This is a genomic window from Olsenella sp. Marseille-P4559 (assembly GCF_900605015.1).
Classification (GTDB): domain Bacteria; phylum Actinomycetota; class Coriobacteriia; order Coriobacteriales; family Atopobiaceae; genus Tractidigestivibacter.
In genome coordinates, this window is the sequence record NZ_LR027574.1 from 1,044,751 (window position 1) to 1,052,524 (window position 7,774).

Below are 7,774 nucleotides of genomic sequence, written 5' to 3' on the forward strand. Positions count from 1 at the left end.
CTCTCCGCAGCGGTCGCTTCGCCGGTTTGCGTCTGTGTCAACGTAGCCTCCTTTGGCTAGACGGGATTCTCGTTCGTACGAGAAATGATGTTCGTGCCGGAGCGGCGCGCCATCGAGACTGCAAGGTGGTTGATGGCGTAGTTCACAAGGATGTAGAGAATCGCCACCACAAAGTACACCGAAACGAGCGCATCGTAGTTGGTGATGAGTACGCGTGCGTTCTGTAGCATGTCGGGGAAGCTCACCACATAGGCAACCGTCGTGTCCTTCACAACGACCACAAGCTGCGAGATAAGCGAAGGAATCACGTAGCGTACGGCCTGCGGGAACACGATCTTCATCGTGACCTTCATCTTGCGCATGCCCAGCGAGTACGCAGCCTCGGACTGCCCCTTGGGAACGGCGTTCATGCCCCCGCGGAAAACCTCAGCAAGCACTCCGGAGGCAGCGAGGCCCACCGGCAGCGTAATCATCCAGAACGAACTCATCTTCACGCCATAGGTGGGAACCACCAGGAAGAAGAAGTAGATGAGAAGGAGGCTCGGCACGCCGCGGAAGAAGTTGATGATTACGCGGCAGATGCCCGAAAGCACGCGAGAGGAGCTCATGCGTCCCAGCATGAGAAGGAAGCCCAGCACGATGGCAATGAGACCTGCCGTGAGAGAGACCTCAATGGTGCCGAGAAACCCGCTGCCCAAGAATACCCACGTGGTGGGTCGTGCAAAGAGCTCCCAATAGCGTGGGGCAAGCTGTCCGGTAACGTAGAAGCGCCGGATGATAAGGCCAACGCCTACAACGACAAGCACCAGCGAGATGGCCGTCCAGAGCCAGATTCGTCCGCGCATGCGAGGACCGGGGGGCTCGTACAGCGCATCACGCATTGAAGTCGACTTGGTTGCGCTCATCGGGCGATCCTCACCTTCTTGTCAATGGCGTTGCCAATCACGCCGATCACGAATGCCGTACCCGCGTAGAGCACTGCCGAGATCACAAAGGGGAGAATGCCGCCGACGGTACGGGTGTTGATGTAGGAGACGAGGCCTGTGAGCTCGGGCGGTGACAGCGGGACCTGGGAGCCGAGGGCGGTGGTGAGCAGTACGGCAACGGCGAGGTTGGTCATGGGAAGCACGGCCGAGCGTAGAGCCTGCGGAATTACCACAAGGCGCAGCATCTTGCCAAACCCCATGCCAAGCGAGCGCGCGGCCTCGATCTGCCCCACGCCAATGGTGTTGATACCACTCATGAAGTTCTCCGACCCAAAGGCCGAGGCAACCAGAATCACCGTCACAATCACGCAGAGCCGGTAGTTCATCACGATCTTCAGGTACGGCAGGGCATACACCAGGATGATGAGGAGCGAGACGCCAGGGATGTTGCGAAATACCTGCACGTAGAGGTCGCCAACGACGCGCAGAGGCTTGATGGGGCATACGCGAAACACGGTCACTATGAGCGCCAGTAGCATGGCGAAGACAAACGATACAAGCGACATCCACCATGTGCCGAGAAGCGCTTGGACATACATGTCCCCATACTCAGACAGCAACTCCGAGATGCTCAAGGCTCCCCCTCTCCAAATACCAGCCAAGGCCCCCTGCGCCATGCGACGCAGAGGGCCCAGACCAGATGTTGCCTGGCGTTAGGCACCAATCGCAGGCGGCTCGGGAACGGCATCGATGCCCGTGCGGTCACCGATGCAAATCTTCCAGAGTTTAGCCCAGGTGCCCTCATCTTCGATCTTCTTGAGCCAGGTGTTTACGAAGGCGACCCCATCGGAGTCGAGCGGCAGACCAATGCCGTAGGGGTCCTCAGGACCAAAGGAATCGCCGACGAGACGGTACTTGCCAGGGTTCTTGACGATGGAGCTCATCTGCATGGTTGCATCGATGACGTAGGCGTCAACGCGACCCTGCTCAAGGGCCGTGCGGGCCTCCTCGTCGGTGCTGAACTCCTGGACTGTCGCGGTAGGTGCGTACTCGGCAAGGATGCTCGGGCCAGTGGAGCCGGACTGCGCGGCCACGGTTTTGCCCGCAAGGTCATCGACAGAGTTGATGTCGGTGTTGTCAGCGGTTACAAGGATGCCCTGTCGCGTGGAATAGTACGGACCAGCGAAGGAGATGACCTCCTTGCGCTTGTCGGTGATGGAGTAGGTAGCGAAGACGGCGTCGACCTGGTCATTCTGAAGGACAGACTCCCGCGTGTCAGACGTCACCTTGGTAAAGTCGTACTTGGACTCGTCGCCTAGGATGTAGCGGACGAGCAGCTGCGCAAGGCCAGCATCGAAGCCACGGAGCTTGTTGTCTGTCTCGTCAAGTGAAGCAAAGAGCGTGGAGGTCTGAACGCCACCCAGACGGAACGTTCCGGCGTCCTTAACCTTCTTGGCCCAAGCGCTCGAGGAGACCGCTGCGTCATCGGCAACGTCACCGGCAGCGAGCAGGCTGTCGAAGGCTTCTTTGTCAATCTGGGTCGAGGCAGCGGAGTCCGTGCTCGACGAAGATGAGGAAGACGTGCTGGTAGTATTGGAGCTGGTGTCGGTGCAGCCGGCAAGCGCAACAACACCTGCAGCGGCAGCGCTGCCAAGGCCAAGGCGGATTGCCTGGCGACGGCTCACGGAAGTGCTCTTGAGTGACTTCATTGGAGTCTCCCCTCTCTTTTGGTGATGCGACAATCCCCCTCTACCCCTCCCCAGGGCAGCTCAGCAGGATGTCACTCTTTTCCTAGTGTAACAATCGGAATTACTACTTACGCGCAGGGAATTCCGATAGCTAACCATTTGGAAATCAGATATCAGGTGCCTGACCTTTTTCTCTATACCCAAAGCCTGACGCTGAATCACCAGAGATACAAAAGCAGGGCCGAGAAACTCGACCCTGCGGGGTTGTGGCACTGCGTATGACGCTTAGGCGCGATACTGGCGAATCATCCAGATCGCCTTGGAGAGGCTCGCGATGTAATCGTCCATGAGGGCGCTCACCAGGTGGTTGCTCTCGTTGTCTGCGGCAACCTTGATTGTAGTGACCTCGTCGAGAAGCGCCGAGAAGTCTGCAAGGACAATCTGGAAGACCTCTGTGCTACGCACAGGTGCATCGTTGCGTTCCTTGATGCTTGCCATGGAGAGGACTTCGCTCATGCTTGCGATGGGCTTGCCTCCCAGTTGAAGGATGGTCTCGGCAACATCGTCAATGATGGGGAGCAGGGAATCGTAGAGCTCCTCAAGCTTGGCGTGAACCTGGAAGAAGTCGCTTCCAGCAATGTACCAGTGAAGGTTCTGCAACTTGTGATACTCGACGGTAATGTTGGCAAGAAGGTGGTTGAGCTTGGTTTCCATAATCTTCTCCTGTGTAATGTCTTTATTAGTACTTATTCTTACTTACTGTAATCACTATCCCACAGGAGAGGTCTTCTATTAATGGTAATTAATATTATTATTAGTGTTCTACACATTTTGCACACATCTGTGGCACCGAGGGGATGCCCTGGCCCAAGCCAAGCGGGTCTCTTCTGAGACCGTCAGGGGTATGCAGAGCATTCGCTCGTACCCTGTTTCTCTATCCGCCTCGCAAATCGTTCGCCCGTGATATGTCATCCCCCGATTGGTGTCAGGGTTCGAAAAGGCAGACCACGAGCGACGATTTTGCACCGAGGGGGCCAAGCATGCAGCGCGGGTCCCTCACTGCCCTCCGCGCCTCCCCGCTGTGCATAAAAACGCTTTATCGAAGGGAAATTCTCGTTCCCATGCACAAAACTGGCCTATCGAGGGGAATTGTTTTGCGTGAATATCAAAGATGTAATCACAGTATGCACATTTACACATTTTCTGTGTAAATTATGCAAAACTATGTAATAATAGTTCAATAATTGATACTATGACCACAAAAAGGTCCCGCGATAGGCCGGTTTTGTGCATGAGCATCCCAATTTTCCAGCGCTACGGCACTTTTGTGCAGGAGGCCACGCCCGTTGGTAACCAGATGACAATCGCACGGCGAGCACACGGGCCAATGCCAGTCCGGTTCTATCCTGCTCGTGCCACAAATACGGCGGAAACTACAGCGCCCAACCACACATGCCCCCATGCGGACGCCAAAAAAAGGGAGCCGCCCGAAGGCGGCTTCCCTCCCATGCAGCTAGCTCGATGTGCAGCCGGTAAACCCTAGCGCTACTCTGCCGCAGGTTCGGACTCGGGCTCAGGCTTGGGCTTAGGCTCAGTCTCAGCCTCGGCAACCTCGGCCTTCTCGGCAGGCTTGTCGCTCTCGGGCAGAGGCTTGACCTCGACCTCGGTACCAAGGGTCTCGGCGGCAGCCTTCATTGACAGGGAGATGCGACGACGGTCGAGGTCGATCTCCATGACCTTCACCTGGACGGTGTCGCCAACCTGGCAGACCTGCGAGGGAGCGTCCACGTGGCTCTTGGCCATCTCGGAGATGTGGACGAGACCTTCGACACCCTCGCCAAGGTCGACGAAGGCACCAAAGGTGACGAGCTTTGTGACCTTGCCCTCGACGATAGCACCCACGGGATACTTCTTGACGAGCGTACGCCAAGGATCCTCAGTGGTCTGCTTGAGACCGAGGGAGATGCGCTCGCGATTAAGATCGACGTCGAGCACCTGGACCTCGACCTCCTGGCCAACCTTGACGACCTCGGAGGGGTGGTTGACGTGGTTCCAGGAGAGCTCGGAGATGTGAACCAGGCCGTCGATGCCGCCGAGGTCCACGAAGGCGCCGAAGTCCACGATCGAGGACACGGTGCCCTTGAGGCGCATGCCGGGCTTGAGCTTGGAGAGGATCTCCTGCCGCTCGGCCTTGCGGGCCTCCTCGAGAACAATGCGACGAGAGAGGACGACGTTATTGCGGTTGCGATCCATCTCGATGACGCGGGCCTCGATGCGGGTGCCAAGGTAGGCATTGAGGTCCTTCACGCGACGAAGGTCGACGAGGGAGGCAGGGAGGAAGCCACGAAGGCCAATGTCGAGGATGAGACCACCCTTGACGACCTCGATGACCTCGCCCTCCACGGTCTCGCCGGAGTTGAACTTCTCCTCCACGCGGTTCCAGGCGCGCTCGTACTCGGCACGCTTCTTGGAGAGGACGAGACGGCCCTCCTTGTCCTCCTTCTGAAGGACGAGGGCCTCAATCTGGTCGCCCAGAGAGACGACCTCGGCAGGATTGACATCCTTACGGATGGAAAGCTCGCGCGCAGGGATGACGCCCTCGGACTTGTAGCCGATGTCAAGCAGAACCTCGTCGCGCTCGATCTTGACGACGGTGCCGGTAACAAGATCGCCCTCGTCGAAATCGGTGACGGTACCGTCGATGAGGTTGTTCATCTCCTCGTCGGAAATATCATCCAGCGCGAAGACGGATGAGTTCTGAATCTCACTCAAAGGTGGACCCCTCTCGAAACGGGGCCCCGGTCGTCATGGTCTGCGCTTCTGCGCTCGCGCACGAACGCTTGGGCGAACTTGCATGCTCTCGGGGGCCGACAGATACGCTGCATGGCGGATGCGCATGCATTGGATAGATTAGCCTGTTCGCAGGCGCAATTTCAAGCATCAGATGCCATTTTTTCTAAATGTGGGCAAGACGTTCGGCCTGCGTGGCAAGGAAGGCGGCGGGCGGGGTCCTCCCCTGCGTCTGCATGGGGCGCACCATGCCGGATGGCAGGTGCGCCCCATGCAAGCCCAATGACTAGGAAGGCCCCCGCAACTAGACCGTGAGAATCGTGGTGAAGTAGCCCACGACGGAGATTGCGAGCATGAGCAGCATGGCCTTGCCCGCAGACCAGTTCTCCGTAGTTTTGCAGTTGCCCTAGTCTGACCTCCCACCCCTTGCCCAGCTAGATGGGCATTTTTTATGTCAAATTTTAAGTATTTATCTTGTTACGTTGTGTTACGCGGTGTATAATGCGAAGCACATGTTCCCGCAGGTGAGAGGCGGTTTCCGCATGTACCTGAAGAAGACGCCGAGCAGGAGCGGCAGGGTGAGCCTGTCCGCCGTGCAGGGCTACCGCGACCCCGAGACCGGGCGCGTGAGGCAGCGCACCGTGGAGACCTTCGGCTACGTCGACGCGCTCGAGGCGGAGTTCGACGACCCGGTCGCGCACTTCGCCGAGGTCGTGGCGGCGATGGACGCCGAGAGGCTGGCGGCGGAGGGGCCGCAGACGATCACCGTCCACCCCCTGCAGAGGGTGGACAAGCGCAGGACCAACCGCATGGCGGCGGGCGACGCCGTGCCGATGGCGTACTACGGCGCCCTCGGGGTAGAGGCCGCCGTCAGGTCCAACATGCGGGGCAGGAGGACGGGCTTCGACGTGAACGCGCTGCTGAGGCTGCTGGTGATGGAGAGGCTGCTGGCGCCGGGCTCCAAGAGGGCGGCGTGGGAGAGCTCGGGCGGCCTTTTCTACCGAGGCGCCCTGTCCGAGTCCGACGTCTACCGCGGGCTCACGGAGATCGCCAGGATGTCGGGCGCCATAGTGTCGAAGGCGAACTCGTCCATCGCCGCCGCGGGCATACGCGACTTGAGCTGCGGCTACTACGACTGCACGAACTACTACTTCGAGAGCGACGGCGACGAGCCGCGCCGCAAGGGCGTCTCCAAGGAGCGCCGCCCCAACCCCATCGTGCAGATGGGGCTCATGCAGGACGCCAACGGCGTGCCGGTGGACTTCCGCATATTCCCCGGCAACGTGCACGACGGCGACACCCTGGTCGACGCGCTGCCCGAGGCCAGGAGGGCGGCGGGCATGGGCCGGGTGGTCACCGTGGCCGACAAGGGCATGAACTGCTCGAAGAACGTAATCGCCACCGTGGCGCGCGGCGACGGCTTCGTGTTCAGCCAGTCCATACGCGGCACCAAGGGCCGCAGGGAGCTTCGCGAGTGGGTCATATCGGACAGGGGCTACTCCCCCAGCGCAAACGGCACCTTCAAGATGAAGTCCCGGCAGGACACCAAGACCATAAGGGTCCCCAGGGAGGACTCCGCCGACGGGCGCGGGCACTCCGTCGAGGTGGACGTGCAGGTCGTGGCCTTCTGGTCGCGAAAGTACGCCGAGCGCGCCCGTCACGAGAGGGAGAGGGTGCTGGAGAAGTCGCGCCAGCTCGTCGCCAACCCGGGGAGGTGCACCCGCGCCACGCACCTGGGCGCCGCCAAGTACGTGCGCAACGTGGGGTTCGACGCCGCCACCGGCGAGGTCGTCGAGTGCGCCAAGGCCCCGGAGCTCGACTACGCCGCCATCGAGGCCGACGCCGCCTGCGACGGCCACTGCTGCATAGTCACCTCGGAGACCGGCTGGGAGCCGGCGAGGGTGGTCGACACCTACCGCGAGCTGTGGAGGATCGAGGAGGCCTTCAAGGTCACGAAGTCGCACCTGGGGGCAAGGCCGGTGTACGTCTGGACGCCGGAGCACATCCAGGCCCACTTCCTCACCTGCTACCTGGCACTGGTCATAGAGCGGCTGATCGAGCACGCGCTGGGCAACCGCTACTCAGCGGGCGCGATACTGGAGGACATGAGGGCGCTGGAGTGCAGCTCGGTCGACGCGGAGTGGTGGCTCTTCGACCACCGCACCGACCTCACGGACGGGCTATTCGCGCTGATCGGCGAAGAGGCCCCCAGGAAGTTCATGCGCACCGGCGACATCAGGGGGCTTTTCAAGAAGGGGCGCGAGGTGCGCTGGAAGGCCCTGTAACACTACAGAAAATATACAAGTGAAAAAGAGGCCGTTTTCCCGGTAAGCACAGGTAAAACGGCCTCTTCAACTGCAAAAGTCAGGA

The 7,774-nt window shown here is 60.0% G+C and carries 6 protein-coding genes; 1 reads left to right on the plus strand and 5 read right to left on the minus strand.

Going from position 1 to position 7,774, the window contains the following annotated elements:
- Positions 1–56 precede the first annotated feature (56 nt).
- The 5 genes from E0E00_RS10910 to rpsA all read right to left on the minus strand — a co-directional run bounded on the left by E0E00_RS10910 (position 57) and on the right by rpsA (position 5,386).
- On the minus strand, positions 57–905 hold the full coding sequence (locus E0E00_RS10910) for an amino acid ABC transporter permease (protein WP_130812522.1): 849 nt from the start codon (positions 903–905) through the stop codon (positions 57–59).
- Positions 902–1,561 carry an amino acid ABC transporter permease gene (locus E0E00_RS10915; protein WP_130812523.1) on the minus strand — a complete coding sequence of 220 codons (660 nt, stop codon included), beginning with the start codon at positions 1,559–1,561 and terminating at the stop codon, positions 902–904. Before E0E00_RS10915 ends, E0E00_RS10910 begins: the two co-directional genes overlap by 4 nt.
- 78 nt (positions 1,562–1,639) lie before the next feature.
- Complete coding sequence (locus tag E0E00_RS10920) at positions 1,640–2,635, minus strand: glutamate ABC transporter substrate-binding protein (RefSeq protein ID WP_130812524.1); 996 nt, start codon at positions 2,633–2,635, stop codon at positions 1,640–1,642.
- Positions 2,636–2,899: 264 nt separating this feature from the next.
- Positions 2,900–3,328, minus strand: coding sequence for a DNA starvation/stationary phase protection protein (locus E0E00_RS10925; RefSeq protein ID WP_130812525.1), 429 nt, complete (start codon positions 3,326–3,328; stop codon positions 2,900–2,902).
- A gap of 831 nt (positions 3,329–4,159) precedes the next feature.
- Positions 4,160–5,386 (minus strand): 30S ribosomal protein S1, encoded by a 1,227-nt coding sequence (gene rpsA / locus E0E00_RS10930; RefSeq protein ID WP_130812526.1) that lies wholly within the window; start codon positions 5,384–5,386, stop codon positions 4,160–4,162.
- 560 nt (positions 5,387–5,946) lie between these two features.
- On the opposite strand from rpsA, the gene E0E00_RS10935 reads away from it, so the two are divergent.
- A complete protein-coding gene (locus E0E00_RS10935; RefSeq protein WP_165443670.1) occupies positions 5,947–7,689 on the plus strand; it encodes an IS1634 family transposase in 1,743 nt (580 codons plus the stop codon).
- Positions 7,690–7,774: the final 85 nt, after the last annotated feature.